The 25041-nt window shown below is 62.4% G+C and carries 29 protein-coding genes; 7 read left to right on the top strand and 22 right to left on the bottom strand.

Annotated features, from left to right (window positions below; translation table 11 throughout):
* Nucleotides 1-40: 40 nt before the first annotated feature.
* The 6 genes from GCN75_RS14525 to GCN75_RS14500 form a co-directional block, all read right to left on the bottom strand.
* The gene (locus GCN75_RS14525; RefSeq protein WP_152283143.1) at nt 41-796 is read right to left on the bottom strand and encodes an SIMPL domain-containing protein; all 756 of its coding nucleotides are present in this window, start codon (nt 794-796) and stop codon (nt 41-43) included.
* 219 nt (nt 797-1015) lie between these two features.
* Nucleotides 1016-2254 carry an MFS transporter gene (locus GCN75_RS14520; RefSeq protein WP_152283142.1) on the bottom strand — a complete coding sequence of 413 codons (1239 nt, stop codon included), beginning with the start codon at nt 2252-2254 and terminating at the stop codon, nt 1016-1018.
* Between the two features lie 231 nt (nt 2255-2485).
* Nucleotides 2486-3307, bottom strand: coding sequence for an alpha/beta fold hydrolase (locus tag GCN75_RS14515; RefSeq protein WP_152283201.1), 822 nt, complete (start codon nt 3305-3307; stop codon nt 2486-2488).
* Nucleotides 3308-3625: 318 nt separating this feature from the next.
* The gene (ilvC, locus tag GCN75_RS14510) at nt 3626-4642 is read right to left on the bottom strand and encodes a ketol-acid reductoisomerase (protein WP_034750044.1); all 1017 of its coding nucleotides are present in this window, start codon (nt 4640-4642) and stop codon (nt 3626-3628) included.
* Between the two features lie 74 nt (nt 4643-4716).
* Nucleotides 4717-5208 carry an acetolactate synthase small subunit gene (ilvN, locus tag GCN75_RS14505; RefSeq protein WP_010399754.1) on the bottom strand — a complete coding sequence of 164 codons (492 nt, stop codon included), beginning with the start codon at nt 5206-5208 and terminating at the stop codon, nt 4717-4719.
* A 2-nt stretch (nt 5209-5210) separates the two neighbouring features.
* Nucleotides 5211-6941 carry an acetolactate synthase 3 catalytic subunit gene (locus GCN75_RS14500; RefSeq protein ID WP_152283141.1) on the bottom strand — a complete coding sequence of 577 codons (1731 nt, stop codon included), beginning with the start codon at nt 6939-6941 and terminating at the stop codon, nt 5211-5213.
* Nucleotides 6942-7437: 496 nt separating this feature from the next.
* Between GCN75_RS14500 and GCN75_RS14495 the strand changes: the two genes are divergently transcribed.
* The 5 genes from GCN75_RS14495 (at nt 7438) to GCN75_RS14475 (ending at nt 10196) form a co-directional block, all read left to right on the top strand.
* The gene (locus GCN75_RS14495) at nt 7438-8007 is read left to right on the top strand and encodes an RNA polymerase sigma factor (RefSeq protein ID WP_034779551.1); all 570 of its coding nucleotides are present in this window, start codon (nt 7438-7440) and stop codon (nt 8005-8007) included.
* Nucleotides 8004-8408, top strand: coding sequence for a DUF3619 family protein (locus GCN75_RS14490; protein ID WP_152283140.1), 405 nt, complete (start codon nt 8004-8006; stop codon nt 8406-8408). The genes GCN75_RS14495 and GCN75_RS14490 overlap by 4 nt, the downstream gene beginning before the upstream one ends.
* 2 nt (nt 8409-8410) lie before the next feature.
* The gene (locus tag GCN75_RS14485) at nt 8411-9181 is read left to right on the top strand and encodes a DUF3106 domain-containing protein (protein WP_152283139.1); all 771 of its coding nucleotides are present in this window, start codon (nt 8411-8413) and stop codon (nt 9179-9181) included.
* Entirely contained in the window at nt 9171-9704 is a 534-nt protein-coding gene (locus GCN75_RS14480; protein WP_152283138.1) for an RDD family protein, read from the top strand. Before GCN75_RS14485 ends, GCN75_RS14480 begins: the two co-directional genes overlap by 11 nt.
* 63 nt (nt 9705-9767) lie before the next feature.
* Nucleotides 9768-10196: a group III truncated hemoglobin gene (locus GCN75_RS14475; RefSeq protein ID WP_152283137.1), complete on the top strand. Its 429-nt coding sequence runs from the start codon at nt 9768-9770 to the stop codon at nt 10194-10196.
* On the opposite strand, the gene GCN75_RS14470 is transcribed toward GCN75_RS14475, so the two are convergent.
* The 15 genes from GCN75_RS14470 to GCN75_RS14400 all read right to left on the bottom strand — a co-directional run bounded on the left by GCN75_RS14470 (nt 10193) and on the right by GCN75_RS14400 (nt 21907).
* Nucleotides 10193-10951 (bottom strand): rRNA pseudouridine synthase, encoded by a 759-nt coding sequence (locus GCN75_RS14470; protein ID WP_152283136.1) that lies wholly within the window; start codon nt 10949-10951, stop codon nt 10193-10195. The genes GCN75_RS14475 and GCN75_RS14470 overlap by 4 nt on opposite strands.
* 186 nt (nt 10952-11137) lie before the next feature.
* A complete protein-coding gene (locus GCN75_RS14465) occupies nt 11138-12052 on the bottom strand; it encodes a class I SAM-dependent methyltransferase (RefSeq protein ID WP_152283135.1) in 915 nt (304 codons plus the stop codon).
* Complete coding sequence (iscX, locus tag GCN75_RS14460; RefSeq protein WP_152283134.1) at nt 12039-12233, bottom strand: Fe-S cluster assembly protein IscX; 195 nt, start codon at nt 12231-12233, stop codon at nt 12039-12041. Before iscX ends, GCN75_RS14465 begins: the two co-directional genes overlap by 14 nt.
* Nucleotide 12234: 1 nt before the next feature.
* Entirely contained in the window at nt 12235-12576 is a 342-nt protein-coding gene (gene fdx / locus GCN75_RS14455) for an ISC system 2Fe-2S type ferredoxin (RefSeq protein ID WP_034750070.1), read from the bottom strand.
* Between the two features lie 67 nt (nt 12577-12643).
* A complete protein-coding gene (hscA, locus tag GCN75_RS14450; RefSeq protein ID WP_152283133.1) occupies nt 12644-14524 on the bottom strand; it encodes a Fe-S protein assembly chaperone HscA in 1881 nt (626 codons plus the stop codon).
* A gap of 108 nt (nt 14525-14632) precedes the next feature.
* Nucleotides 14633-15148 carry a Fe-S protein assembly co-chaperone HscB gene (hscB, locus tag GCN75_RS14445; RefSeq protein WP_152283132.1) on the bottom strand — a complete coding sequence of 172 codons (516 nt, stop codon included), beginning with the start codon at nt 15146-15148 and terminating at the stop codon, nt 14633-14635.
* 66 nt (nt 15149-15214) lie between these two features.
* On the bottom strand, nt 15215-15535 hold the full coding sequence (gene iscA, locus GCN75_RS14440) for an iron-sulfur cluster assembly protein IscA (protein ID WP_010399774.1): 321 nt from the start codon (nt 15533-15535) through the stop codon (nt 15215-15217).
* Nucleotides 15536-15692: 157 nt separating this feature from the next.
* Nucleotides 15693-16079: a Fe-S cluster assembly scaffold IscU gene (iscU, locus tag GCN75_RS14435; RefSeq protein ID WP_034750082.1), complete on the bottom strand. Its 387-nt coding sequence runs from the start codon at nt 16077-16079 to the stop codon at nt 15693-15695.
* 53 nt (nt 16080-16132) lie between these two features.
* The gene (locus GCN75_RS14430; RefSeq protein WP_152257109.1) at nt 16133-17389 is read right to left on the bottom strand and encodes an IscS subfamily cysteine desulfurase; all 1257 of its coding nucleotides are present in this window, start codon (nt 17387-17389) and stop codon (nt 16133-16135) included.
* A gap of 40 nt (nt 17390-17429) precedes the next feature.
* Nucleotides 17430-17906, bottom strand: coding sequence for a Fe-S cluster assembly transcriptional regulator IscR (gene iscR / locus GCN75_RS14425; RefSeq protein ID WP_065310626.1), 477 nt, complete (start codon nt 17904-17906; stop codon nt 17430-17432).
* A gap of 216 nt (nt 17907-18122) precedes the next feature.
* The gene (locus tag GCN75_RS14420) at nt 18123-18674 is read right to left on the bottom strand and encodes an NADAR family protein (protein WP_152283131.1); all 552 of its coding nucleotides are present in this window, start codon (nt 18672-18674) and stop codon (nt 18123-18125) included.
* 38 nt (nt 18675-18712) lie between these two features.
* Nucleotides 18713-19492, bottom strand: coding sequence for a uracil-DNA glycosylase family protein (locus tag GCN75_RS14415; RefSeq protein WP_152283130.1), 780 nt, complete (start codon nt 19490-19492; stop codon nt 18713-18715).
* 142 nt (nt 19493-19634) lie between these two features.
* Nucleotides 19635-20285, bottom strand: coding sequence for a maleylacetoacetate isomerase (gene maiA / locus GCN75_RS14410; RefSeq protein ID WP_152283129.1), 651 nt, complete (start codon nt 20283-20285; stop codon nt 19635-19637).
* A gap of 11 nt (nt 20286-20296) precedes the next feature.
* The gene (locus GCN75_RS14405; protein ID WP_152283128.1) at nt 20297-21325 is read right to left on the bottom strand and encodes a fumarylacetoacetate hydrolase family protein; all 1029 of its coding nucleotides are present in this window, start codon (nt 21323-21325) and stop codon (nt 20297-20299) included.
* 48 nt (nt 21326-21373) lie between these two features.
* Complete coding sequence (locus GCN75_RS14400) at nt 21374-21907, bottom strand: VOC family protein (protein ID WP_092710160.1); 534 nt, start codon at nt 21905-21907, stop codon at nt 21374-21376.
* Nucleotides 21908-22025: 118 nt separating this feature from the next.
* Here GCN75_RS14400 and GCN75_RS14395 point away from each other — a divergent pair, with 118 nt between their 5' ends.
* A complete protein-coding gene (locus tag GCN75_RS14395) occupies nt 22026-22991 on the top strand; it encodes a LysR family transcriptional regulator (protein WP_152283127.1) in 966 nt (321 codons plus the stop codon).
* Nucleotides 22992-23052: 61 nt separating this feature from the next.
* Nucleotides 23053-23667 (top strand): gamma-glutamylcyclotransferase, encoded by a 615-nt coding sequence (locus tag GCN75_RS14390; protein ID WP_152283200.1) that lies wholly within the window; start codon nt 23053-23055, stop codon nt 23665-23667.
* Between the two features lie 162 nt (nt 23668-23829).
* Here the strand turns inward: GCN75_RS14390 and GCN75_RS14385 are convergent, their stop codons facing one another.
* Nucleotides 23830-25020, bottom strand: coding sequence for a PA0069 family radical SAM protein (locus tag GCN75_RS14385; RefSeq protein WP_405002814.1), 1191 nt, complete (start codon nt 25018-25020; stop codon nt 23830-23832).
* Between the last annotated feature and the right edge of the window lie 21 nt (nt 25021-25041).

Raw genomic sequence — 25041 nt, 5'->3', positions numbered from 1 at the left:
ACTGCGGAAAACTACCGCTTTACGCAGCTCAAACGCTTGCTTACTTGAACTTGACCTTGCCGACGACGCGCATGTCCAGGGTCGTTTCGCCTGGCTCGAAGCTAGGTTCGGCAACGGCGCTGTCATCGGCCATCTTGGCACTGCGCATCATCATCGGTGCGGCGGCAGCACGGTTTTCGGTGACATAGTTGCCCGAACCTTCGAAGTCCACCGTATCGAGCACGGCGTCGGAAACGTTGCGGCCCATGGCCTTGGCGATAGCGGCTACGCGCTCGTTCAGGTTTTTATACGTGGCGGCGATGCGCTGGTCATCCAGCACGCGGATGGTTTCCGGCTTCAGGCCGAAATTCAAGCCGTTCAGGGTCAGCACGCCTTGCGCTGCGGACACGGTTTTTGGCAGCGCAGCCAGGTTGGCCGTCGTCACTTCCAGGTACTGGCCCACGCGCCAGGCCGTAGGCAAGCGTGGCTTGGCGACGGCGCCGGCTGGCAATGGGCGCTCTTCCGGATACACGGGATAGGTGTAATAGCCATACGATTTCAGCGCGGCAGAAGGATCGGCCTGCTTGACGATGGCGATGCCCTTGTTCATCTTCTGGTTCACGCGCGACGCGGCGGCTGCCTTGTCCTTGTCCTGTTCTTCCACGGCCAGCGTCGCGACGACCTGGTCGTTAACATGCTTGACTTCGCCAAATGCGGGTACGACCACCAGGGTGCCGTTGGTCGGCAAGGATTGGGCTTGTGCGCTCAAGGCAACGGTGGCAGCGGCGGCAACAAGGACGGATTTCATCACGGTCATAGGGTACTCCTAGGTGGTTAATAATGGCTGACAACAAGGCATGCAGCGGCAGCCGTACTGAACTGCGGCGCCACATGCGCTTGAGAAACTTGTCAAACTGTGTAGATTCTAACGCCTCATTCATTCCCGTGGCGCAAATTAACAAATCGTCACAAAATGCGTCAGCCAGTCACATCTGCTCACATTTAAATAACAACGTTATTTTATATAACATTGATATCAATGCCCCGCCACCACGCCGCCGCTGCGGCGGCCCGGCTTGAAACTATGGCGGCGCGCGCGCCAGGCGATGGCCAGCGCCACCAGCAGCAAGGCCAGCATGGCCCACGGGAACGAGGCCGCGCCATAGCCGTCGAGCAGCATGCCGCCCGCCAGGCCGCCGCCCGCGATGGCCACGTTCCAGATGGTGGCCACCATGGCTTGCGCCACGTCCATGCCGTCGCCGGCAGCATCAGCCGATGCCGTCTGCAGCAAGGTGCCGGCGCCGCCAAAGGTGACGCCCCAGATGGCCATGCTGATATAGATGACGGCCGGCACGTCCATCGCCAGGCCCAGCGCCACCACCACCAGGGCAAACGCGGCGATGCAGCCGAGCACGAGCTTGCGCAGCCAGCGGTCGATCAGCTGGCTGACCAGCCAGATGCCGGCCAGCGAGCCCACGCCATACACGAGCAGCACCAGGTCGACGCGGGGACGCAAGCCCGACGGCGCCAGGAATGGCGCGATATACGTATATAAAATGTTATGCGCCAGCATCCAGGCGACGATGACCGCCAGAATCGGCCGCACGCCCGGCGTCATGAACACCTGGCGTATGCTCAGGCGTTCGCCGTTCTTTTGCCCCGGATAATCGGGCACGGCCAGCAACACCCACGCGACCAGCACCACGGCCAGGCCGGACATGATGCCGAAGATGCTGCGCCAGCCCAGCATGCCGCCCATCAGGGTGCCCAGGGGCACGCCCAAGGACAGGGCCAGCGGCGTGCCGATCATGGCGATGGCCATCGCCCTGCCCTGCTGCTCGACACCCACCATGCGGCGCGCATAACCGGCCATCAGACCCCAGGCCAGCCCGGCCGCCATGCCCGTCACGAAGCGCGAGACCAGGGCGACGAGGTAGTTGGGTGCCAGGGCCGTCGCCGTATTGAAGATCAGGAAGCCGACGATGGCCAGCAGCAAGACATTGCGCCGGCGCCAAGTGCTGGTGAGGGCCGTCAGGGGAATGGCCGTCAGGATGGAGCCGATGGCGTAGACGGTCACCAGCTGGCCCGTCATGACCTCGGAAATGCCGAGGTCCCGGGCAATCTGCGGCAGCAAGCCGGCCGGCAAGGTTTCCGACAGAAGGGCAAGAAACGCCGTCATGGCCAGGGCCAGCAAGGCCAGGACGGGAAGGCGATCGGAAATGGAAGATTCTGCAGCGCCCGGAATGGGCACTGCCGCGGTAGTGCGGTCAGTCATAGGGGTCCTTCTGGTTGCGCAGGCAATTAATAAAGTGCCTGGCGTGCTACGAAAGCGGTGATGCGCGTTGCGGTCGGCAGATACCGAAACAGATGCAGTCCATGTAAAACTGCAAAGGAAGGGCGGGATTATATAGGAATATGAAAAGACAGGAGGCGGGCAAAAGCGGGCGGACAAGAAAAACCGGGCTTCCGCAAGAAAACCCGTTTCCAGGGGACCGGGGCAGCGTCCTTATTTGCCGCGCCGCAGGAAAGCCTGAATGGCGTCCACCGTCGCGGCCGGCTGCTCTTCCATCAGCCAGTGGCCCGCATCGGGCACCACCAGTTCAGTGACGTTGGTGGCGGCATTGCGCATGACCACGGCCTCGTTGGCGCCGAAGGACTTGGCGCCGCCGATCGCCAGCACGGGCATGGTCAGCTTGCTTGCCATCGAGCGCAGATTGTCTTCGGCATCTTGCGGGATCGCCAGAAATTGCGCGAAGGCCGCATGCATGGCGCCCTTGCGCGCATACAATTTGGCGTAATGGCGCCGCGTTTCCTCGTCGATCTTGGCTGGCGTGCCGGCAAATTCATTCCAGAAGCGGTCCAGGTAGATGCGCTCGCGCCCCGCCACCAGGCGTTCGGCATCGGGACCGCCAAACGAAAAGTGCCACAGTTGCGGACTGCGCACGATCTGTTCCCACGGCGGAATGCCGGGTACGGGCGCATCCATGACGACCAGTCGGTCCGTCTTGTCCGGGTAGCGGGCCGCATACGCGTATGCCACCATCGTGCCGATATCGTGCCCGACAACGTCGGCGCGGTCGATGCCCAGCTTGTCGAGCACGGCACGCATGTCGGCCGCCTGCGTGCGCTTGTCATAGCCACCCGCCGGACGCGAAGACAGGCCCATGCCGCGCAGGTCGGGCGCCACCACCGTGTGCTCGCCAGCCAGCCCCGCCGCCAGCGGCGCCCACATGTCGCCCGTATCGCCAAAGCCGTGCAGCAACAGCACGGCCGGGCCGGAACCGCCCACGCGCACGTGGATCGTGCCGTCGGGCGTGGCGACATTCATGGTCTTGAAGCTCTTGGGATAGGCGGGAACGCCCGCCTGCGCGTGACCAAAGGCAAACAAGGTCAGAACGGTGGTCAGAAACAGGCCCAACAGACGAGTTGGGAGCGAAGCCAGGGCTATCGTGTGCACGTGCGCCTCCTGATCAAGATGGTGCCGAAACCGGCAGCATTCAGGGTAACACCGGCAGGAACCAGTGCCGCACCTCATTGATAAAAAAGTCAACATGGAGCAATGCGCGGCAGGCGGGAAGCATCCGCCATCGCTGACGAAAAAAAACCGGCTTGCGCCGGCTTTTCATGGTGAATCCGCAAAAAATGTTTAGTTTTTCGACTGGTCAACCATTTTGTTCTTGGCAATCCAAGGCATCATGGCGCGCAGTTTGGCGCCCACTTCTTCGATCTGGTGCTCGGACGTCAGGCGACGGCGCGAGATCAGGGTCGGTGCGCCTGCCTTGTTTTCCAGGATGAAGCTCTTCGCGTATTCGCCCGTTTGAATGTCTTTCAGGCATTGACGCATTGCATCCTTGGTGGCCGAGGTCACGACTTTCGGGCCCGTCACGTATTCGCCATATTCGGCGTTGTTCGAGATCGAGTAGTTCATGTTGGCGATGCCGCCTTCATAGATCAGGTCGACGATCAGCTTCAGCTCGTGCAAGCACTCGAAGTACGCCATCTCCGGTGCGTAACCCGCTTCCGTCAGGGTTTCGAAACCGGCCTTGATCAGTTCCACGGCGCCGCCGCACAGCACGGCCTGTTCGCCGAACAAGTCCGTTTCGGTTTCTTCACGGAAGTTCGTTTCGATGATGCCGGCACGGCCGCCGCCGTTGGCCGATGCGTACGACAGGGCGATATCGCGGGCGATGCCCGATTTGTCCTGGTACACGGCGATCAGGTGGGGCACGCCGCCGCCCTGGGTGTAGGTGGCGCGCACGGTGTGGCCCGGGGCTTTCGGCGCGACCATGATCACGTCCAGGTCGGCGCGTGGCACGACTTGGCCGTAATGCACGTTGAAGCCGTGGGCGAAGGCCAGTACGGCGCCTTGCTTGGCGAACGGGGCGATGTTTTCGTTGTAGACCTGGGCGATGTTTTCATCCGGCAGCAAGATCATGATGACGTCGGCCGCTTTCACGGCGTCGTTGACTTCCGCTACTTTCAGGCCCGCTTGCTCGACCTTGGTCCACGAAGCGCCGCCCTTGCGCAGGCCGACGGTGACGTTGACGCCCGAATCGTTCAGGTTTTGCGCGTGCGCGTGGCCTTGCGAACCGTAGCCGATGATGGCAACGTTTTTGCCTTTGATCAAGGAGAGGTCAGCGTCTTTGTCGTAAAAAACTTTCATGGTATTTCCTATAATTTGATGATGCGTTGTTGTTTTAAATGCGGCGCCAGGGCCGCGTAGAGCTGCTTATATTTTTATACTTTGAGGATGCGTTCGCCGCGGCCGATGCCGGAACCGCCCGTGCGGACGGTTTCCAGGATGGCGGCGCGGTCGATCGAATCGATGAACGCGTCGAGCTTGACCTTGTTGCCGGTCAGTTCGATCGTGTACGTCTTTTCGGTGACATCGATGATGCGGCCACGGAAGATATCGGCGGTGCGCTTCATTTCCTCGCGCTCCTTGCCCACGGCACGGACCTTGATCAGCATCAACTCGCGTTCGATATGCTGGCCTTCGGTCAAGTCCACCACCTTGACCACCTCGATCAGGCGGTTCAAGTGCTTGGTGATCTGCTCGATGATGTCGTCCGAACCGCTGGTGACGATGGTCATGCGCGACAGGGTCGAGTCTTCCGTCGGCGCCACGGTCAAGGTTTCGATGTTGTAACCGCGTGCCGAGAACAGGCCCACCACGCGCGACAGGGCGCCCGCTTCGTTTTCCAGCAAGACAGAAATAATATGGCGCATGATTAGAGATCCTCCGAGCCGAGCATCATTTCGGACAGGCCCTTGCCGGCTTTCACCATTGGCCACACGTTTTCGGACTGGTCGGTAATGAAGTTCATGAATACCAGCCTGTCTTTCATGCCAAACGCCTCTTTCAGGGCGCCGTCGACGTCGCCCGGTTTTTCAATTTTCATGCCCACGTGGCCATATGCCTCGGCCAGCTTCTCGAAGTCGGGCAGCGAATCCATGTACGACTCGGAATAGCGCGAACCGTAATCGATTTCCTGCCACTGGCGCACCATGCCGAGGAAACGGTTGTTGAGCATGATGATCTTCGGCGTCAGGTGATACTGCTTGCACGTGGCAAGCTCCTGGATGCACATCTGGATCGAGCCTTCGCCCGTGATGCAGGCAACGGTGGCGTCCGGATTGGCCATCTGCACGCCCATGGCGTACGGCAAGCCGACACCCATGGTGCCCAGGCCGCCGGAATTGATCCAGCGGCGCGGCTTGTCGAAGCGGTAATACTGAGCCGCCCACATCTGGTGCTGGCCCACGTCGGACGTGATGAAGGCGTCGCCCTTGGTGATCTCGAACACCTTCTCGACCACCGATTGCGGCTTGATGACGAGGTCGGACGTCGGGTATTTCAGGCATTCGCGGCCACGCCATTCGGCGATCTGCTTCCACCAGTTCGACAGCGCATTGACGTTCGGCTTGGCTTCGGCCGCGTCCAGTTGCGCGAGGAATTCGATCAGCACATCCTTGACGTTGCCGACGATGGGAATATCGACCTTGACGCGCTTGGAAATCGACGAGGGATCGATGTCCACGTGGATGATCTTGCGCGGATGCGAGGCGAAATGTTTCGGGTTGCCGATCACGCGGTCATCGAAACGGGCGCCGATGGCGATCAGCACGTCGCAATTCTGCATCGCCATGTTCGCTTCGTAAGTGCCGTGCATGCCGGGCATGCCGACAAACTGCTCGCTCGAGGCGCGGTAGGCGCCCAGACCCATCAAGGTATTGGTGCACGGGAAGCCCAGGCGGTCGACCAGCTTGTTCAGCTCGGCCGATGCGTTCGCCAGGATCACGCCGCCGCCCGTGTAGATCATCGGGCGTTCGGCTTGCAGCAGCAGCTGCACGGCCTTGCGGATCTGGCCCGAGTGGCCCTTGTCGACGGGACGGTAGGAACGCATCTCGACTTCCTTCGGATAGTCGAAATGGCATTTGTGCATGCTGATATCCTTGGGGATATCGACCAGCACGGGTCCCGGACGGCCGGTACGGGCGATGAAGAAGGCTTTCTTGATCGTGGCCGCCAGGTCCTTGACATCCTTGACGAGGAAGTTGTGCTTGACGACGGGGCGCGTGATGCCGACCGTGTCGCATTCCTGGAACGCATCCTGCCCGATGGCGTGGCTCGGCACCTGGCCGGAGATCACCACCATGGGAATCGAGTCCATGTACGCGGTCGACAGGCCCGTGACGGCATTCGTGACGCCCGGACCGGACGTGACGATGGCGACACCGACTTTGTTCGAGCTGCGCGAATAGGCATCGGCGGCGTGGATCGCGGCCTGCTCGTGGCGTACCAGGATATGCTGGAATTTGTTTTGCTGGAAGATGGCGTCGTAGATGTAGAGTACGGCTCCGCCCGGATATCCAAAGACGTGCTCGACGCCCTCTTCAGCCAGACAGCGCACGACAATTTCTGCGCCCGTAATTGGTCCTGCTGCTGCTTCGGTATTCATGAAACATTCCTTTCAAGGTCCATTGGAGATTGATCGGATGTTCTTTCCTGACGAAGTTCGCTGTGCGCGACAGTGCTCCTGCTTCCCTTTTCATGCGGTCACGCAATTTCTTTGGGCACCCATAGATACCTTACAAAACAACGCTTAACGCAACTCGTTTGGCCGGAGTTTCTGTGGCGCCTGTACGAACCGCTCGCGCTTGTGGCGCGGGTTAGAACAAACTGCCTACAAATGAAAGCGCGTCTTGCCGCGGATGGCCTTGTGTGCCGGTCGCGACCTGACCATAGGGCTTTGGGGTGTTCAAAGCGTCCTATACGGTATCGCGTCGCACCATTATGGTCAAGGAAAATGTCAGCCGAATGGCCTTTTTGCGCGCACGCCGTGCAAAAACTCTGCGGAAACGCACATTTTTTGCTAGCATGCACGGGGTTGCAAAAAGCATACCCGCCCCCATTTCGCCCACCGCACCCGCAGCCGCTAAGATCCCCCATACCGCATGGCAACAGACAAAGAATTATCCGACTTTCTAGAAAATGTCGAGCGGCGCGCTTTCAAGCAAGCCGCCTACGCGGTCCGCAAGGAAGAATCGGCACTCGACATCGTGCAGGATGCCATGATCAAACTGGCCGAGAAATACGGCGACAAGCCGGCCGCCGAACTGCCGATGTTATTCCAGCGCATCTTGCAGAACACCATACTCGATTATTTCCGCCGCGAAAAAGTTCGCAACACCTGGGTCAGCCTGTTTTCCGGCATGAAGCCCTCGGGCGACGAGCATGAAGATTTTGATATACTTGACACTTATGAATCGGAACAGGGCTCCAGCGCCGCCGAATCGTCGGCCGACCAGGTCGAACGCGCGCAAATCCTTGATTTGATTGATGCAGAGGTACAAAAACTGCCGTCACGTCAACGCGAAGCCTTCCTCATGCGTTATTGGCAGGACATGGATGTGGCTGAAACAGCGGAAGCGATGGGTTGCTCCGAAGGTAGCGTGAAAACACATTGCTCTAGAGCTACCCACACGCTCGCCGAATCGCTGAAAGCCAAGGGAATAAAATTATGAACACCGACGATCTCAATTTCGCTTACAAAGTGCGCCATGCACTGAACGAAAAACTCGACGACCTGCCCGCATCGGCCACCGATCGCCTGGCAGCGGCACGCAAGCTGGCCCTGTCGCGCAAGAAGGCGGACGCACCCGCCGCCGTCACCGTGCGCCAGAACGTGTTCGCCGGCGTGGCCAGCAGCCTGTTTGTCGAACCGCTGTCGTGGCTGGGCCGCATGAGCGTCGTCATCCCCCTGCTGCTGCTGGTCGGCGGCATGGTGGGCATCTATCAGTTTGAGCAAGAACAACATATTGCCGAACTGGCAGAAATCGACGCCGCCGTGCTGTCGGATGAATTGCCGCTCTCCGCCTATATGGACCATGGCTTCAATGCCTATCTGACGAAACGCGAGCAATAAGCATGGCACGCTTGAGCGTACGCAAAGGCTGGCTGGCCGGCGGCATCGGCCTGGGCGCCTGCGCCCTGGCTGGCGCCGCCTGGATGGGCCAGCACCAGGCCCCGCCTGCCGCCGCCCCCGTGGCGGCCACGCCCGCAGCAGCCGTGGCGCCGGCCCCGGCCGTCAAACCCGGCTCGCCCCGCACGTCCGGCAAGGGCGGCACGCCGCCCAAGGCCAGCGACAACCCGTCCTGGAACAAGCTGTCGCGCGCGCAGCAGGAAGCCCTGCAGCCGCTGGCGGGCGAATGGAACAAGCTCGAAGCGCTGCGCAAGCAGAAATGGCTCGATATCGCCAACCGCTTTGCCTCCATGACGCCGGACGAGCAAACCCGCGTGCATGAACGCATGCGCGAATGGATCAAGCTGACGCCGGAGCAACGCCGTCTCGTGCGCGAAAACTATGCGCGCACGAAAAAAATTGATCCTGGTCAAAAGACCGCGCAATGGGAGCAATACCAGCAATTGCCGGAAGATCAAAAGAAAAAGCTGGCGACGGAACTCGTGCCGAAGAAGCCGCTGGAAAAAGTGCCTGCGATCAATTCGAATACGAGCAAACCGGCCCCGATCCTGCTGCCTGCCACGCCGGCAGCGCCCGTCGCTGCTGCGCCTGCACCGGCCCTGCCGCCCGTTCCCGCAGCAGCAAGCGTGCCCGTCGCCGATCCTGCCGCGGCTCCCGCCACCGTGCCCGTCACGCCACCGACCACGCCTGCCCCACTGCCGACCAATGTCAAATAGCACGCCTGCCGCCAGCATCACCCATCCCACGATCAAGCGCCGCCTGATTTCCATGGTGTACGAATCGCTGCTGGCCGTGGCCGTGCTGTTCCTGCCCTTCTTGCTGTTCGAACTGGCCGTGCAAGGCGCGCATACGCCGTTGACGGAACACATGCGCCAATGCCTGGCCTTCCTCGTCATGGGCGCGTATTTCATCCACCAATGGAGCCGCGAAGGGCAAACCCTGGCGATGAAGACGTGGCGCCTGCAACTGGTGCTGCCGGGCCACGCCCACGTACCGCTGCGCGTGGCCGCCTGCCGCTACGTGCTGTCCTGGATGTGGCTGCTGCCGGCGCTGGTGGCCGCGTATGTCTTCGACCTGCAGCACTGGACGGCCCTGGGCGCCATCGGCGTGGGCATCCTGGCCTGGTCGGCCTCGGCCCTGTTCACGGGCAATGGACAATTCCTGCACGACAAGCTGGTGGGCACGCAGATCGTGCAATTGCCGGCGCCCGCCAAGAAGCCGAAGAAAGTCGCCGCCTGAGTTTTTATGCGGCTTGACCTGGGTCATTGAAGCGCCACTGGGGCTCTGCGATCATGGCATGCCATGAACAATACCGCCCCCCTCCCCCACACACGTTTCGCCCCATACCGCGCGGAAGTCTGCAGCGAAGACGAAGTCAAGCTGCTCGTCCACACCTTCTATGCAGCCGCGCGCGACGACGCCATGCTGGGCCCCATCTTTGCCGCCGAGGTCAAGGATTGGGATGCCCACCTGGCCACACTGGTCGATTTCTGGTCAGGCTTGCTGCGCGGCACCATGCGCTACCACGGCAAGCCGCTGGCCCAGCACGCGCAAATGGAACACCTCACGCCCTGCATGTTCCGCCGCTGGCTGACGCTATTTTTTGCCACGACGGAAAGCATGGGCAATGCGGCCCTGCAAGAGAAGGCCGATACCATCGCCTTGAATATTGCCGAACGGCTATGGAAAAGCTTTGCAGAAAGCCACGCCATCACGGCGCCGCAGCTTTAGAAGCGTTCGTAGCCTTGCAGATAGCGCCACTGCCCTGACGGCATGGCGCCCATCGAAATACGGCCGATGCGCAGACGCTTCATGCCGACGACTTCCAGGCCCACCATCTTGCACATGTGGGCGATCTGGCCCGGCTGCACGTTTTTCAGGGCGAAACGCAGACGCGTTTCATTCTGCCAGCTGACCTTGATCGGTGGCAAAGGCTTGCCATTGAAGGGCAAGCCGTGATTGAGCAGCGCCAGGCCGTTGTCCATGATGGCGCCCGCCACTTCGACGATGAATTCCTGCTCCACCGTTTTCGCTTCGTCGACCAGCTTGCGGGCCACGCGGAAATCCTGCGTAAACACGAGCAGGCCGGAGGCCATGGTCTCGAGCGGATTGGTGATGGTCAGGCCGATCAGGTGGCGTTTCAGGAAACGCGTGACGGAGCTGGGCGCCACGTTCTCAGGCGTGAAAATGTCTTCGGGACGCAAGCAGCTCAGGGCCGGCTTGCCTTCGCTGCCCACGCCGCCGTTGATGCCGGCCGGCTTGTGCAGCAAAATCGTCACGGGCGGCATTTCGTCGAGGGTCGCGTTCGGCAACAGCACCACTTCCTGGTTGTCCGCCACGCGCGCGCCCGACTCTTCCACCAGCACGCCATCGACCGTTACCCAGCCGCCCTCGATATATAGCTCGGCCTCGCGGCGCGAACAAGGCACGTCTTCGGACAGGCGCTTGGCCAGGCGGACGGTGGGCATTTCGTGTGGTGTGGTCATGGGGAGGCGCAAAAAGCAAGGGAGGAGAAAGCCGGTATTGTAACCGACCCGCTCCTCCCCTTTTACGACTTGCGCCGATGACTGTCGAATTACGCTGCTGATTGTCGGATTACGCGCAGAGCGCTAATCCGACCTACGCGGTGCATCCGGTAGGTCGGATTAGCGGCTTGCCGCGTAAGCCAACAATCAGGCTTGCGCCTTCGCCAGTTCCTCGGCAAAGAAGCGGTGGCCCATCTCTTCCAGGCCCAGGGTCTGCAGCACTTCCTGCAGGCGTTCCGTCGGACGCTGGCGCGGCAGGTTCTTGTAGCTGGCGATGATCAGTTCATTCTTCATCGAATGCTCCCATCCCACCAGTTCCGTCACGCTGACCTGGTAGCCATGCGCTTCCAGCTGCAGGCAACGCAGCACGTTGGTGATCTGGCTGCCGAACTCGCGCGTGTGCAGCGGGTGGCGCCACAGTTCCGTCAAGACATTCTTGCCCAGGCTCTTGCCCTTGTTCTTCTTCAGCACGGATGCCACTTCCGCCTGGCAACATGGCACCAGCACCATGAATTTCGCCTTCTTCTTCAAGGCGAAATGGATGGCGTCATCGGTGGCCGTGTTGCACGCGTGCAAGGCCGTGACGATGTCGATCTGTTTCGGCAACAAGTTCGATTCCGTCGATTCGGCCACGGACAGGGGCAAGAACGACATGCCGGGGAAGTTGAATTTTTTTGCCAATTCCTGCGAACGCTGCACCAGCTCTTCGCGCGTCTCGATGCCGTAGATGTGCGAACCGTCGCTGCCGTTCTTGAAGAACAGGTCGTACAGGATGAAACCCAGGTAGGACTTGCCGGCCCCGTGATCGACCAGGGACACGCCCGGGTGGTCCAGCTGCACTTCGCGCAGCAGCGGTTCGATGAACTGCGTCAGGTGGTACACCTGCTTGAGCTTGCGGCGGCTGTCCTGGTTCATCTTGCCGTCGCGCGTCAGGATGTGCAATTCCTGCAGCAAGGCGACCGACTGGCCATCCTTGATCTCGGGCATGTTGCTGGCGGCGGTGATGATGTCTTTCGGCACTGAAGCCGCGGCGGCAGGCGCCGCGCCCTTAGCGCGCTTCATCGATCCACGCCATCTGTATCGCTTCGAGCACTTTTTCGCCGCCGCGCGTGTGGTCATCGTCGAAGCCGTCCAGTTCCACCACCCAGTTATGCAGGTCGGTGAAACGCACGGTCAGGGGATCGATGTCCGGATGCGTGTCGTACAAAGCCTCGGCAATCGCGTTGATGTCGGACCATTTCATGTTAGTGGCTGCCTTCGCTGACCTGATTGATCGTGTATTTCGGGATTTCGACGACGAGGTCGGCCTCGGCCACGATGGACTGGCACGACAGGCGCGACACGGCTTCCAGGCCCCAGGCCTTGTCCAGCATGTCTTCTTCCAGTTCCGTCGCTTCGTTCAGGGATTCGATGCCTTCGCGTACCAGCACGTGGCAGGTGGTGCAGGCGCACGATTTTTCGCAGGCGTGCTCGATGTCGATGTCGTTTTCCAGCAGGATGTCGCAGATGGACTTGCCGGCCGGTGCTTCGATGACGGCGCCGTCCGGGCAAAGCTTGGCGTGCGGCAGGATAACGATTTGTGGCATGGTTTCTTCTTTCAGTCTGTCATTCGGAGCGCGGCCGCGGCATCAGCGGCGCGCTGTTCAATTTTTGTTAAACGACCTGGTCGAGCGATTTGCCGGTCAAGGCCGTGCGCACGCTGCGGTCCATGCGGCGCGAGGCGAAATCCTCGGTGCCGTCGGCCAATGCCTCGATCGCCAGCTTCAGGGCCTGGTGGTCGATGGCGCCGCTTTGCGACTGCACGATGGCGTCGCGCACCTTGTTCATCAGGCCGTCGACGGCCGCGCGTTCGTCCGCATCGAGCAAGGCGCCGTCTTCGTCCAGCGCCGACTGCGTGGCCAGCAGAATGCGTTCCGCTTCCACCTGCTCTTCGCGCAGCGCGCGCGCCACCATGTCGACGTCGGCCGACGTGTACGAATCCTGCAGCATGCGCGCGATGTCGTCGTCGCCCAGGCCGTAGGCGGGCTTGACGCTGATCGACGCTTCCACGCCCGAGCGCAGCTCGCGCGCCGAGACGGACAGCAAGCCGTCCGCATCGACCTGGTAGGTGATGCGGATGCGCGCGGCGCCCGCCACCATCGGCGGAATGCCGCGCAGCTCGAAGCGCGCCAGCGAACGGCAATCGCTGACCAGCTCGCGCTCGCCCTGCAGCACGTGCACGGCCAGGGCCGTCTGGCCATCCTTGAAGGTCGTGAATTCCTGCGCGCGCGCGCACGGGATGGTCGAATTGCGGGGGATGATCTTTTCCACCAGGCCGCCCATGGTTTCGATGCCCAGGGACAGCGGGATCACGTCCAGCAGCAGCCAGTCGTCGCCGGCGGCACGGTTGCCAGCCAGCAAGTTCGCCTGGATGGCCGCGCCCAGCGCCACCACCTTGTCCGGGTCGATATTCGCGTGCGGCGTGGTGTGGAAGAATTCGCTCACGGCGCGCTGCACGTGCGGCATGCGCGTGGCGCCGCCCACCATCACCACGCCGTCGACGTCGTCCGCATCCACGTTCGCGTCGCGCAAGGCTTTCTTGATGGCGTTCATGGTCTTGGCGACCAGGTGCGCCGTCATCTTGACAAATTCCTCGGCCGTGATGCGCAGGTGAATCTCTTCACCCGAATTCAGGGCCGCGTCGATCATCGTTTCCGACTTGGTCGACAGCAATTCCTTGATCTCGCGCGCTTTCACCATCAGGATGGCCGTGTCTTCGTCCGACAGGGGCGCCAGCTTGGCGTGTTCGCTGATCCAGCAGAACAGGCGGCGGTCGAAATCGTCGCCGCCCAGGGCCGAGTCCCCGCCCGTGGACAGCACTTCGAACACGCCCTTGCTCAGTTTCAGGATCGAGATGTCGAAGGTGCCGCCGCCGAGGTCATACACGGCGTACACGCCTTCGGAAGCGTTGTCGAGGCCGTACGCGATGGCGGCGGCCGTCGGCTCGCTCAGCAGGCGCAGCACGTTGATGCCGGCCAGCTGGGCCGCATCTTTCGTGGCCTGGCGCTGCGCATCGTCGAAATACGCCGGCACGGTAATGACGGCGCCCACCAGGTCGTCGCCCAGCGAGTCTTCCGCGCGCTGGCGCAGGGTGGCGAGGATTTGTGCCGACACTTCGACGGGGCTTTTCACGCCGGCCACGGTTTTCAGCTGCACCATGCCAGGCGTATCCTGGAAATCGTAGGGCAGGTTTTCCGCGTAGGCGATGTCGGCCAGGCCGCGGCCCATGAAGCGCTTGACGGAAACGATGGTGTTCTTCGGGTCGGTGGTTTGCGCAGACAAGGCCTTGTAGCCGATGTTCGCATGGCCGTTCGGCAGGTAGCGCACGACGGAGGGCAGCAGCGAGCGCCCGTCTTCGTCGTTGAGCACCTCGGGGATGCTGTTGCGGACAGTGGCGACCAGGGAATTGGTGGTGCCCAGATCGATGCCGACGGCCAGGCGGTGCTGGTGCGGCGCGGTCGACATGCCTGGTTCGGAAATTTGCAGAAGTGCCATTGTATTCGTGCCTCGATTAATTTTTTGCGTGATGCAGCTGATGCCTGGTGCGCATTATAAAACGCGGGCCAGACTGGCGCTTGGCACGCCGGTCAAGCGGTCTGGCGATCAGGCTTCGATGGCCTCGTAGGCAAACCGGACTTCCTCGCCGAATTTGTCGAGGAACATCAGGGCGCGCACGCTTTGCGCGGCGTTCACATAATCGCCGCCGTCGAGCTGGGCGGCCACCTGGGCCAGCAGCGCCTTGCGTTCGCCGCGCAGCTGGCGGTCCAGGGCGTCGAGCGCGTCGGCATCCTTGCCGGCCCGCGCATCGCCCAGCTCTTCGCGCCATTCCATCTGCTGCATCAGGAAGCTGACCGGCATGGCCGTGTTCGATTCCGTCTGCAAATCGACGCCATTGAGCTCGCACAGGTATTGCGCGCGCTTTTGCGGGTGTTTCAGGGTCTGGTAGGCTTCATTGGCGCGCGTGGCCCATTGCATCGCCACGCGCTTTTCAGCACTGCTGGCGTTGATGAAACGGTCCGGATGGACCTTGCCCTGCACGTCGCGGTAGGCCGCGTCGAGCGCGCTCATGTCGAGCCCGAACTGCGGCGGCAACTGGAATAATTCGAAGTGGTTTTGCATAATGGTCGGTGGTCGCTGTACCGCAATCGATGGGTACAGCGCACCGACCGGGGTCTTGCCAGCTGTTTAAATCCTGAAGGACTCGCCGCAGCCGCAGGCGTCTTTTTCGTTCGGATTGTGGAACTTGAAGCCTTCGTTCAAGCCTTCGCGCGCGAAATCGAGTTCCGTGCCGTCGATGTAAGGCAAGCTTTTCGGGTCGACGAAGACTTTCACGCCGTGCGATTCGAAGACGCTGTCTTCGGCCGCCACTTCATCGACATATTCGAGCTTGTAGGCCAGGCCCGAGCAGCCCGTGGTACGCACGCCAAAGCGCAGGCCCATGCCCTTGCCGCGCCGTTCGATATAACGGTTGATGTGCTTCGCCGCTTTTTCGGTCAGTGTGATCATGTATTTCTCCGCTCCTGTTCCCACATGGGAACAGGTATCAAAATCCAACAAATTCTAGAGTGCCTGAAAAACGTTCAGGGCAAGGCGCATTGCCGAAGGCAGTACGACTAGTAAGACAAGGCAATGCAACGCAGCCATGGGCGTTTTCTCAGGCGCTCTACGCTGCCGGATGACGGGTCTGGTAGTCCAATACTGCCGCCTTGATGGCGTCTTCAGCCAGGATGGAGCAGTGGATCTTCACTGGCGGCAGGGCCAGTTCTTCGGCGATCTGCGTGTTCTTGATGGCCAGCGCCTGGTCCAGGGTCTTGCCCTTGACCCATTCCGTCACCAGCGAGCTCGACGCGATGGCCGAACCGCAGCCGTAGGTCTTGAATTTCGCATCTTCGATCAGGCCGTCGGCGCCGACCTTGATCTGCAGTTTCATCACGTCGCCGCAGGCAGGCGCACCGACCATGCCAGTGCCGATGGTTTCATCACCCTTGTCGAAAGCGCCCACGTTGCGCGGGTTTTCGTAGTGATCGAGTACTTTGTCCGAGTAAGCCATTTTGATGCTCCTTTAATATTCTTGCCGGCCCCCGAAGGAGGCCACGGTATTGGTTAGTGGGCAGCCCATTGGATGGAATTGATGTCGATGCCATCCTTGAACATGTCCCACAGCGGCGACAGGTCGCGCAGCTTGTGTACTTTCGATTTCAGCAGGTTGACGGCAAAGTCGATGTCTTCCTCGGTCGAGAAGCGGCCGATGGTGAAACGGATCGAGCTGTGCGCCAGTTCGTCGCTGCGGCCCAGGGCGCGCAGCACGTACGATGGTTCCAGGCTGGCCGAGGTGCAGGCCGAACCGGACGACACGGCGATATCCTTGATCGCCATGATCAGCGACTCGCCTTCGACATAGTTGAAGCTGACGTTCAGGTTGTGCGGCACGCGGTGGTCCATGTCGCCGTTGATGTAGACTTCCTCGATCTCCTGCAAGCCCTTGGCCAGGCGGTCGCGCAAGGCCTGGATGCGGCCGATTTCGCTGTCCATTTCTTCCTTGGCGATGCGGAACGCTTCGCCCATGCCCACGATCTGGTGCGTCGGCAGGGTGCCCGAGCGCAGGCCGCGCTCATGGCCGCCGCCGTGCATCTGCGCTTCCAGGCGTACGCGCGGCTTGCGGCACACGTACAGGGCGCCCACGCCTTTCGGGCCGTAGGTCTTGTGTGCCGTGAAGGTCATCAGGTCGACCTTGGTCTTTTGCAGGTCGATGACGACCTTGCCCGTCGCTTGCGCGGCGTCACAATGGAAGATGATGCCTTTCGAGCGGCAGAACACGCCGATTTCGTCGATCGGCTGGATCACGCCGATTTCGTTGTTCACCAGCATCACCGACACGAGGATGGTGTCCGGGCGCACGGCCGCGGCCAGCTGCTCGACGGTGATCAGGCCGTTGTCCTGCGGTTCCAGGTACGTCGCTTCAAAGCCGATGCGTTCCAGTTCGCGCACCGTGTCCAGCACCGATTTGTGCTCGGTCTTGACGGTGATGATGTGCTTGCCCTTGGTCTTGTAGAACTGCGCCGCGCCCTTGATGGCCAGGTTGTTGCTTTCCGTCGCGCCGGACGTCCAGATGATTTCGCGCGGGTCCGCGTTCACCAGGGCCGCCACGTGGCCGCGTGCCTCTTCCACGGCTTTTTCCGCCGTCCAGCCATACATGTGGCTGCGCGAGGCCGGATTGCCGAACTGCTCGCGCAGGTAGGGAATCATCTTGTCGGCGACGCGTGGATCGATCGGCGTGGTGGCCGAGTAATCCATGTAGATCGGGAAATGCGGTGCGGTTTCAAAGTGCACTTGGCCTACGTTTTTTTCTGGGGCGTTCATCAATAACTCCTGCAATCAGCAACTGGTATTTTTGTCATTATCAACCGAGGGCGGCGTGGTTACGGTGCATCACCATCACGCTTTGCTCGGCATTCTTTTGTCTCTGCTGGTCGACCAGGTCCTGCAAGGACACAGAATCCAGATAATCGACCATTTTTTCGTTGAGTGTGGACCACAATTCATGCGTCATGCAGCGCGCGCCCGTGGCCGCGTCGGCGCCGTGGCAATGTTCCTTGCCGCCGCACTGCGTGGCGTCCAGCGGTTCGTCGACGGCGATGATGATGTCGGCCACCGTCACCTTGTCGGCGCGGCGCGCCAGGCTGTAGCCGCCGCCGGGGCCGCGGATCGATTCGACGATCTCATGGCGGCGCAGCTTGCCGAACAGCTGTTCCAGGTAGGACAGGGAAATCGACTGGCGCTGGCTGATGCCGGACAAGGTGACCGGTCCCTTGCCCTGGCGCAGGGCAAGATCGATCATCGCTGTCACGGCAAAACGGCCTTTTGTAGTCAGACGCATACATCCTCGGGTCAACTGGTTTAAAATATTGCGGCTTTTCAACTTCTCAAACCCTGAGTAGTTGAATGATTTAGTCAAGTATAACAAATTCGGCGGGGTTTGTCAGAGCGCCCCTCGATGACCACAGGGCTGGCAGGGGCATGGCCGGCCGCGCCAGGCGCGGCGGCATCAGGAAAACAACAGTCGGGAAAGCGCGGGCATGCGCAGCGGCAATTCTCAGCCCCGCAAAGCGCTTCTTACTTTCATCAGTTCAAAGCCCAGCAGGTTCAAGCCGTCCCAGCGCGAGGGATCGCCGATGCGCGGATTGTCCGACGCCAGGCCCACGCCCCAGATGCGGTCGACGGGACTGGCTTCGACGATGACGCGCTCGCCCGTGCCCAGCAAGAACTTGCGCAGCGCGGGCTTTTGCGAGAACTTGGCAAAGTTGCCGTCGAAGACGATGCCGGCGCGCGCCGCTTCCCACGCCTTGGCATCGAAGTTCGCCACTTCGCGCCCCAGCTTCTTCACTTCCGACGGACGCTCGGCCGCCACGATGCGCGCCTGGACGGCCGTGTCGCCAAACAGTGCCGCCTTTTGCGCCATCATGTAGTGCTCGGCCGTCGCATACGTCACACCAGCAAGGCTGAACGGCGACGGAAACCACTGGCTGAAACAGCTCTTGTCGGGCACCTGCGGCTGCGCCGGCGTGTGGCCCCAAAAATACAGATAGTCGGGCACGCCGCCCGCCGCGATCCACGCCTTCAATTCTTCCACGTTACTGATTTGCATATTCCCCGCACTTCCGCCAGACAGGCGATGATTCAAGCTCAAGCACGCAATAGTTGCATCGGGCCAAACAAGGCCTGCATGTCACGATTGCCGATAAAGGACAGATTATACGGATGTTCCGCCGTCACCTGCGGCAAGGATGCCGCCACCGGCAGGCGTTTGACCAGCTCGGCAATCTTGCCCCACAGCACCAGTTGCGGCAAGGCTGGCCCGCCCTGCTGCGCCAGCGCTTCCAGCACCACCTGCAGGAAAGGCAGCCAGCCGCGCGCATCCTGCACGGGCGGCACGTGGGAACGGAACACCAGCGCCGCATTGAGCAGCAGGAAGCCTTGCTCCGTCATCTTGCGCTGCAAGTCGGGCAGGGTCTGGATCACGCCGCTGTCGGCTTGCTGCGCGGCCGCCGCCACGGGCGCCATGGCCGTGCCGGACGTGTCGCCGCCCTGCAGCTGGCCATCGGCCACCAGCAGCATCTTCATGAAGTTGCGCAGGGACGTGGCGCGGTTGACGGGCTTCGACAGCCCGGTCGCCGACCACAGGCTGCCCACGGCGCCATCCATGAAGCACACGCCCGTGGCGCTGTCGGCGCGCGGATACGGCCCCTCGCCCACCAGCACGTAGCGCACCTGCGCCAGCGGCAGGGCAAATGCGGCAAACAGGCGGCCCTGCGTGGGCAGGTAATCGTCGATGGCCAGCGCCGGCAGGTAGGCAGGGTCGGCCGCCATCACGGCGTGCAGGCCGCGCAGCAGGATGGGACGCCAGGAGGCATGCGCCAGGGACAGGGCATCGGTGATGCTGGCAGGAACGGTTGTTGCGGTCATGGCGCGTAAAATATTTGGGCAAACGCAAATTGTAGCGCACCGGCAAGCTGGCATTAACGAAAACACACGACCCAGATCAATCGCGCATGAAAAAGCCCCGCCGGTTGCCGGGCGGGGCTTGCTGCAGTGCGCCGTATCAAAGCTATTCGGCGTCGGGCTGCTGCGACGGATGCGCGGCGGCAAACGCCGGCAAGCCGGCGCAATGCGCGTGGATGCGCGCCACGCGCGGGTACGGCGCCAGGTCGATGGCAAAGCGCAGCGCATTGAACACTTGCGGCACCAGGCAGCAGTCGGCCATGGTGGGGCGGTCGCCATGGCAGAACAGGGCGGTGCCGGCAGGATCGCCCTGCGCCAGCAGCGCCTCCACGGCCGCCAGCCCCTCGGCCATCCAGTGGCGGTACCATTCCTGCTTGACCTCGTCCGACAGCCCCAGCGTCCCTTTCAGGTACTTCAGGACGCGCAGATTCGTCAGCGGATGGGCGTCGCAGGCGATGGCCAGCGCCAGCGCGCGCACGCGCGCCCGTCCCAGCGCGTCCGGCGGCAGCAGCGGCACGGCTGGCCGCGTCTCGTCCAGGTACTCGAGCATGGCCAGCGACTGCGTCAGGATGGCGCCGTCGTCGTCGAGCGCCGGCACCAGGGCCGACGGGTTGACGGCGCGGTAGGCGGGCAGCAGCTGCTGTCCGCCGTCCTGCAGCAGGTGCACGGGGATGCTGTCGTAGGCGATGCCCTTCAGATTGAGGGCAATGCGCACGCGGTAGGCGGCCGAACTGCGGAAATAGGTGTACAGCTTCATGGGCGGCCTCCTCAGGCGCGCGTGGCGCCAGCGTACGGGGCCACCGTCTGCTCGATGCTGCCGAAGATGCTGGCGCCGGCCGCGTCGCGCATCTCGATGCGCACCGTGTCGCCGAACTTCAGGTAGGCCGTCTTCGGGGCGCCATGTTCGATGGTTTCATACATGCGCACTTCGGCCAGGCAGCAGTAACCCACGCCGCCGTTGTCGATGCTGGAGCCGAACAAATTGCCCTGCTTGTTCGACACGGTGCCCGAGCCGACGATACTGCCGGCGCCCAGTTCGCGCGTCTTCGCCGCATGCGCGACCAGCTGGGCAAAGTTGAAGGTCATGTCTTCGCCCGCATTCGGCTTGCCGAACGGTTTATTGTTCAAGTCCACCAGCAGCGGCAGGTGCAGCTTGCTGTCCGCCCAGCCGGCGCCCAGTTCGTCCGGCGTGACGGCGACGGGCGAAAACGCGCTGGCCGCTTTTGATTGGAAGAAGCCGAAGCCTTTCGCCAGTTCGCCCGGGATCAGGTTGCGCAAGGAGACGTCGTTGACCAGCATCACCAGGCGAATCGCCTTCGCCGCGTCATCCACGCCGGCGCCCATGGCCACGTCGCCCGTGATCACGGCCACTTCCGCTTCCAGGTCGATGCCCCAGTCTTCGGACAGGGCGAAGATGGGGTCACGCGGGCCGATGAAGCTGTCCGAACCGCCCTGGTACATCAGCGGGTCCGTGTAGAACGAGGCCGGCACTTCCGCGTTGCGCGCCTTGCGCACCAGTTCCACGTGGTTGATGTAGGCGGAACCGTCGGCCCACTGGTAGGCGCGCGGCAGCGGCGAGTGGCACAGCGCGGCGTCAAATGGCTGCGCGTCGGGCGCCCTGCCGCCGTTCAGGTCCGCGTACGCCTGTTCCAGTTTTGGCGCCACGGCGTCCCAGTTGTCGAGCGCCGCTTGCAGGGTGGGGGCGATGGCGGCCACGCGCTGGTACTGGCGCAGGTCGCGGCTGACGAGGATCAGGGCGCCGTCGCGGCTGCCGTTTTTCAGGGTTGCGAGTTTCATGGTGTTCCTTGTTCGGTGTATTGGTCAGAGAGTGTCGATCCGGGGCGCTCAAGCGTCGGCGGGCGCGTGCATCCAGGCGGCGTGCTTGGGCGCGCGGCGCGTCTGCGACCATTCTTCCAGCATTTCCCATTTGACGGCGTCCAGTTTGGCCATCATTTCGGGCGTACCCACGTTGGCCGCCAACTCCAGGCGGTGGCCGTTCGGGTCGAAGAAGTAGATCGACTGGAAGATGGCGTGGTTCACGGGGCCCAGCACCTCGATGCCGCCCGCCACCAGGCGCTCCTTGGCGGCCAGCAGTTCTTCCATGCTGCCCACTTCCAGCGCCAGGTGCTGCACCCAGGCGGGGGTATTGCGGTCGCGGTCCATGGGCGGCTGCGTGGGCAGCTCGAAAAAGGCCAGCACATTACCCTGGCCCGCGTCGAGGAACACATGCATGTACGGGTCCGGCGCCTTGGTCGACGGCACTAGGTCTTCCGCGATGGCGAGGACGAAATTCATGTTCAAATGCTTGACGTACCACTCGACGGTTTTCTTCGCGTCGATGCAGCGGTAGGCGACGTGGTGGATCTGCTTGATTTTCATGCGGTCTGTCTCCGATGGATGGCGCCGTGGGCGCGATGTTTTTCAGCTTTTCACCATTAGAATCCAGTTACAGCTATCATACAAACAATTTTTAACCATCGATTTATCGGATTATCTTATGAGTCCCAGCCTGCGACAGATGCGCGCCTTCGTGGCGCTGGCCAAGACCGGCAGTTTTACCCTGGCCGCCGAATACCTGCACGTGACGCAGTCCGCCTTGAGCGGCTTGATCAAGGAGCTGGAAAGCGTGCTGGGCGTGCGCGTGGTCGAGCGCAGCACGCGCAAGACGCAGCTGTCGGAAATCGGCCGCGAACTGTATCCGCTGTTCGAGAAGATGATCGAGGACCTCGACGGCGCCATGGCCGGCATCGCCCAGCGCAAGGCCCTGAAAACAGGCATGGTGCGCATCGCCGCGCCGCAGATGATGGCTTGCACCCTGCTGCCGGAAGTGATCGCCGCCTACCGCCAGGCGCACCCGGACGTGCAGCTGCGCCTCGTCGACTGCCCCGTGGAAAACGTGTCGGCCCGCGTGTTCAGCGGCGAAGTCGATTTCGGCATCGGCCCCGAGCGCGATCCGACGGCGGAAATCGCCGCGCAGGTGCTGTTCGAGATGCCCTTCGTGCTGGTCTTCCCCGAGCAGCACCCGCTGCGCCAGAAAGAGCGCGTCACCTGGGCCGACGTGGGCGACTACCCGTTCATCTCGCTGCAGGGCCAGTTCACGGAACGCCTGCTGCGCGACATGCACGGCGCGTTTCGCGAGCTGTCGCTCAATCCCTACAATGAAGTGACCTTCATGACGACGGCGCTGGCCATGGTCAGCGCCAACCTGGGCATCACGGTGTGCCTGCCGTACGCGGAACCGATGGTCAAACTATACAATTTGCACATGCGCGCCCTGCACGAGCCGGAACTGACGCGGCGCTTTTTCGTGTACACGAAGACGGGCCGTTCGCTGTCGCCGGCCGCCGAAAGCTTCATGGCCTTCCTGTTCCAGTTCGTCGAGACGCATGAATGGAACGTGGGCGGCAACAGCGGCGCACGCGACACCCTACCCGCCGGCAACGCGTCCGGCAGCACCTTATAATGGCGCATCGCCCCTTGCCCCTGACGCCATGACCCAGCCTGACCAGCACGACCTGTCCGCCATCGACGCCGCCACCATCGCCATCAACCGGCGCATGACCACATTCGACGGCCACGAGCAAGTCTGGCTGTTCGGCTATGGCTCGCTGATCTACAAGGCGGACTTTCCGTATATCGAACGGCGCCCCGCCAGCATCGAAGGCTGGACGCGGCGCTTCTGGCAGGGATCGCACGACCACCGCGGCACGCCCATGGCGCCTGGCCGCGTCGCCACCATCGTGCCGCAGGCGGGCGCCGTGTGCGACGGCATGGCCTACCTGATCACGCCCGAAGTCTTCGCCCACCTCGACCACCGCGAAAAGAACGGCTACCTGCGCCTGGCCACCGAAATCACCTTCGAGGACGGCAGCAAGGTGGAAGGGCTCGTGTACATCGCCAACGAGGAAAATGCCGCCTTCCTGGGCGCCGCCCCGGAACTGGACATCGCGCGCCAGATCGCCCGCTCAAGCGGCCCCAGCGGCCCGAACAGCGAATACCTGCTGCACCTGGCCAGCGCCCTGCGCGAACTGGGCAAGAGCGATCCCCATGTCTTTGCCATCGAACAGCATCTGGCGCAACTCCAGGTACCGATCCAGACACCGACCCAGGATAGCACCGCAGCATCCTCCGGCGTCTGAGACAGCCTGAGACAGCCTGAATCCAGGCCCAGCCTCCGGATTCCCGGACGACGGCCCACCACTCCCGCCGAGCAGCCGCCCTCCCCAATCGCAGGCCCGCGCCTGCCCGCATTGCAGCACATGAGCGCAACCCTGCAGCGTCAGCGTTGACGACGGTGTCACTTAAAACAGATCCAGCTGCCCCGCATTGCCCCCTTTCGCTTTCGCGCCCAGCGGCGGCACCACCAGAGGCCGGCGGAACTGCGTGCAATCGAGCTGCTTGAAGCGGCCGCCCTTGCCGTGCAAGCCCAGCCGGTGCACGGCTTTCTCGAAACGCTGGCGGATGAGATCAGCCCACACGCCTTCGCCCCGCATGCGCGTGCCGAACGCGCTGTCGTAATCCTTGCCGCCACGCATTTCGCGCACCCGGTTCATCACGCGCTGGGCCCGCTCCGGAAAGTGCGCTTCCAGCCATTGCTGGAACAAGGGACTCACTTCCCACGGCAGGCGCAGCACGACGTAGTGGGCGTGGATGGCGCCCGCGTCGCGCACGGCTTCCAGCAGCTGCTCGATTTCCGGTTCCGTGACAAAGGGAATGATGGGCGCGATGCTCACGCCCACGGGGATGCCCGCGTCGGTGAGGGTGCGAATGGTACGCAGCCGCCGCGCCGGTGCGGCCGCGCGCGGTTCCAGGGTGCGCGCGATGGCCGGGTCGAGCGTGGTGACAGTGACGGCCACGGCCGCCTGGCGCTTGGCCGCCATGGGCGCCAGGATGTCGATATCGCGCTCGATCAGCGACGATTTCGTGATCAGCGCCAGCGGATGGTCGCACTCCTGCAAGACCTCCAGTACGCGCCGCGTCAGTTGCCGTTCGCGTTCGCACGGCTGATACGCATCCGTATTGACGCCCAGGGCGATCGGTTCGGGCGCATAGGATGGCTTGGCCAGTTCGCGCCGCAAGAGTTCGGGAGCGTTCACCTTGGCATAGATGCGGCTTTCGAAGTCCAGGCCCGGCGACAGGCCCAGATAGCTGTGCGTGGGACGGGCAAAGCAGTAAATGCAGCCGTGTTCGCACCCCCGGTACGGATTCAACGAGACATTGAACGGCAAATCGGGCGACGCATTGCGCGTGAGGATGGTGCGCGCCTGCTCGTCGCTGACCTGCGTCTTCCAGGTGGGCGCCTCCGCCTCGCCTGCCGCCTCATCCAGGCCGCCCACGCTCCAGCCGTCATCGAAACCGTCACGCGCATGCACTTCGTGGCGCCCTTGCAGGTTCGACACGGCGCCGCGGCCCTTGCGGGCCTTCAGCGATTGCGGCGGCAGCATGGCTTGCCCGGCAAAGCTGTCATCGTGCTCTGGAATGATTGCTTTCATTAACGGCCCCATCAACTGTAT

It is taken from the genome of Janthinobacterium violaceinigrum (genome assembly GCF_009208555.1).
Classification (GTDB): domain Bacteria; phylum Pseudomonadota; class Gammaproteobacteria; order Burkholderiales; family Burkholderiaceae_D; genus Janthinobacterium; species Janthinobacterium violaceinigrum.
This window is presented reverse-complemented; position numbering and strand designations above follow the sequence as displayed.

What these genes read in the sequence shown, in the direction of transcription:
- GCN75_RS14525 (WP_152283143.1), bottom strand. Translation starts at nt 796, where the DNA reads ATGACCGTGATGAAATCCGTCCTTGTTGCCGCCGCTGCCACCGTTGCC.
- GCN75_RS14520 (WP_152283142.1), bottom strand. Translation starts at nt 2,254, where the DNA reads ATGACTGACCGCACTACCGCGGCAGTGCCCATTCCGGGCGCTGCAGAA.
- GCN75_RS14515 (WP_152283201.1), bottom strand. Translation starts at nt 3,307, where the DNA reads ATGAATGTCGCCACGCCCGACGGCACGATCCACGTGCGCGTGGGCGGT.
- ilvC (WP_034750044.1), bottom strand. Translation starts at nt 4,642, where the DNA reads ATGAAAGTTTTTTACGACAAAGACGCTGACCTCTCCTTGATCAAAGGC.
- ilvN (WP_010399754.1), bottom strand. Translation starts at nt 5,208, where the DNA reads ATGCGCCATATTATTTCTGTCTTGCTGGAAAACGAAGCGGGCGCCCTG.
- GCN75_RS14500 (WP_152283141.1), bottom strand. Translation starts at nt 6,941, where the DNA reads ATGAATACCGAAGCAGCAGCAGGACCAATTACGGGCGCAGAAATTGTC.
- GCN75_RS14495 (WP_034779551.1), top strand. Translation starts at nt 7,438, where the DNA reads ATGGCAACAGACAAAGAATTATCCGACTTTCTAGAAAATGTCGAGCGG.
- GCN75_RS14490 (WP_152283140.1), top strand. Translation starts at nt 8,004, where the DNA reads ATGAACACCGACGATCTCAATTTCGCTTACAAAGTGCGCCATGCACTG.
- GCN75_RS14485 (WP_152283139.1), top strand. Translation starts at nt 8,411, where the DNA reads ATGGCACGCTTGAGCGTACGCAAAGGCTGGCTGGCCGGCGGCATCGGC.
- GCN75_RS14480 (WP_152283138.1), top strand. Translation starts at nt 9,171, where the DNA reads ATGTCAAATAGCACGCCTGCCGCCAGCATCACCCATCCCACGATCAAG.
- GCN75_RS14475 (WP_152283137.1), top strand. Translation starts at nt 9,768, where the DNA reads ATGAACAATACCGCCCCCCTCCCCCACACACGTTTCGCCCCATACCGC.
- GCN75_RS14470 (WP_152283136.1), bottom strand. Translation starts at nt 10,951, where the DNA reads ATGACCACACCACACGAAATGCCCACCGTCCGCCTGGCCAAGCGCCTG.
- GCN75_RS14465 (WP_152283135.1), bottom strand. Translation starts at nt 12,052, where the DNA reads ATGAAGCGCGCTAAGGGCGCGGCGCCTGCCGCCGCGGCTTCAGTGCCG.
- iscX (WP_152283134.1), bottom strand. Translation starts at nt 12,233, where the DNA reads ATGAAATGGTCCGACATCAACGCGATTGCCGAGGCTTTGTACGACACG.
- fdx (WP_034750070.1), bottom strand. Translation starts at nt 12,576, where the DNA reads ATGCCACAAATCGTTATCCTGCCGCACGCCAAGCTTTGCCCGGACGGC.
- hscA (WP_152283133.1), bottom strand. Translation starts at nt 14,524, where the DNA reads ATGGCACTTCTGCAAATTTCCGAACCAGGCATGTCGACCGCGCCGCAC.
- hscB (WP_152283132.1), bottom strand. Translation starts at nt 15,148, where the DNA reads ATGCAAAACCACTTCGAATTATTCCAGTTGCCGCCGCAGTTCGGGCTC.
- iscA (WP_010399774.1), bottom strand. Translation starts at nt 15,535, where the DNA reads ATGATCACACTGACCGAAAAAGCGGCGAAGCACATCAACCGTTATATC.
- iscU (WP_034750082.1), bottom strand. Translation starts at nt 16,079, where the DNA reads ATGGCTTACTCGGACAAAGTACTCGATCACTACGAAAACCCGCGCAAC.
- GCN75_RS14430 (WP_152257109.1), bottom strand. Translation starts at nt 17,389, where the DNA reads ATGAACGCCCCAGAAAAAAACGTAGGCCAAGTGCACTTTGAAACCGCA.
- iscR (WP_065310626.1), bottom strand. Translation starts at nt 17,906, where the DNA reads ATGCGTCTGACTACAAAAGGCCGTTTTGCCGTGACAGCGATGATCGAT.
- GCN75_RS14420 (WP_152283131.1), bottom strand. Translation starts at nt 18,674, where the DNA reads ATGCAAATCAGTAACGTGGAAGAATTGAAGGCGTGGATCGCGGCGGGC.
- GCN75_RS14415 (WP_152283130.1), bottom strand. Translation starts at nt 19,492, where the DNA reads ATGACCGCAACAACCGTTCCTGCCAGCATCACCGATGCCCTGTCCCTG.
- maiA (WP_152283129.1), bottom strand. Translation starts at nt 20,285, where the DNA reads ATGAAGCTGTACACCTATTTCCGCAGTTCGGCCGCCTACCGCGTGCGC.
- GCN75_RS14405 (WP_152283128.1), bottom strand. Translation starts at nt 21,325, where the DNA reads ATGAAACTCGCAACCCTGAAAAACGGCAGCCGCGACGGCGCCCTGATC.
- GCN75_RS14400 (WP_092710160.1), bottom strand. Translation starts at nt 21,907, where the DNA reads ATGAAAATCAAGCAGATCCACCACGTCGCCTACCGCTGCATCGACGCG.
- GCN75_RS14395 (WP_152283127.1), top strand. Translation starts at nt 22,026, where the DNA reads ATGAGTCCCAGCCTGCGACAGATGCGCGCCTTCGTGGCGCTGGCCAAG.
- GCN75_RS14385 (WP_405002814.1), bottom strand. Translation starts at nt 25,020, where the DNA reads ATGAAAGCAATCATTCCAGAGCACGATGACAGCTTTGCCGGGCAAGCC.